Source organism: Micromonospora sp. NPDC048999 (genome assembly GCF_040649295.1).
In the GTDB taxonomy this organism is placed as follows: Bacteria; Actinomycetota; Actinomycetes; order Mycobacteriales; family Micromonosporaceae; genus Micromonospora.
Window position 1 is genome coordinate 1 of record NZ_JBEZFI010000113.1, and the last position, 1,164, is coordinate 1,164.

Sequence of the window (1,164 nt, forward strand, 5' to 3'; positions counted from 1 at the left end):
GATGACCAACGACCTGCTCGTGATGCGGGACTGGCTGCTGGCCGAGCGGGTCACCGTGGTCGGCATGGAGGCCACCGGCGCGTACTGGAAGCCGGTGTTCTACCTGCTGGAACACGACATGGAGTGTTGGCTGCTCAACGCCCGGCACATGAAGGCGGTACCGGGCCGCAAGACTGACGTCAAGGACGCCGAATGGATCGCCGAGCTGGTCGAGCATGGCTTGGTCCGGCCCAGCTTCGTACCGCCCGAGCCGATCCGGCAGCTGCGGGACCTGACCCGCTACCGCACCGAGATCGTGCGGGAACGCACCCGGGAGATCCAACGGCTGGAGAAGTTCCTCGAAGACGCCGGGGTCAAGCTGTCGGTGGTCGTGTCGGACCTGATGGGTAAGTCCGCCCGGGCCATGCTGGAGGCCCTCGTCGCGGGTGAACGCGATCCGAACGTGCTCGCGGAATTGGCGTTGGGCAGCATGCGCGGCAAACGCCCGCTGTTGGCCGAGGCGTTGACCGGCCGTTTCAGCGCACACCACGCCTTCCTGGTCCGTGCCATGCTCGACCGCATCGACGCCTGCGTGGCGATGGAAGAGCGGCTCAGCGGACAGATCGACCAGCAGGTGCGGTCCTTTCGCCGCCAACTCGACCTGATCGCCACCATCCCCGGTGCCAGCAACCGGGCCGCCGAGGTGATGCTCGCCGAGATCGGCGCCGACCCGACCCGGTTCCCCACCCCCGGCGACTTGGCCTCCTGGGCCGGAATGTGCCCGGGCAACAACCAGTCCGGCGCGACGAACAAGCCCGGCCGCACCCGCCACGGCGACCCGTGGCTCAAGGCCGTCCTCGGACAGGTCGCGGTGTCCGCGGCCCGCACCAAGGGCACCTACCTGGCCGCCCGCTACCGGCGAATCGCCAGCCGCCGCGGTAAGAAACGCGCCCTCGTCGCGGTCGGGCACTCCGTCCTCATCGCCGTCTGGATCATGCTCAGCCGCGACATCGCCTACCACGACTTGGGCGCCGAGCACTTCGTCGAGCGACTCAACCCGCACGCCAAGGCCAGGCAGACCCGACGACTGATCGACCAACTCCACCAACTCGGCTACCAAGTCACGGTCCAACCCGCACAAGCAGCCTGACCTGATCACCACGACCGCCCGATTTTCGTATCAGA

The 1,164-nt window shown here is 67.8% G+C and carries 1 protein-coding gene; it reads left to right on the top strand.

All coding sequences use genetic code 11. The annotated features are described in order from the left end of the window. On the top strand, positions 1–1,129 hold a 1,129-nt coding region (locus tag AB0C02_RS33610; RefSeq protein WP_357553247.1), incomplete at its 5' end, for an IS110 family transposase. Between the last annotated feature and the right edge of the window lie 35 nt (positions 1,130–1,164).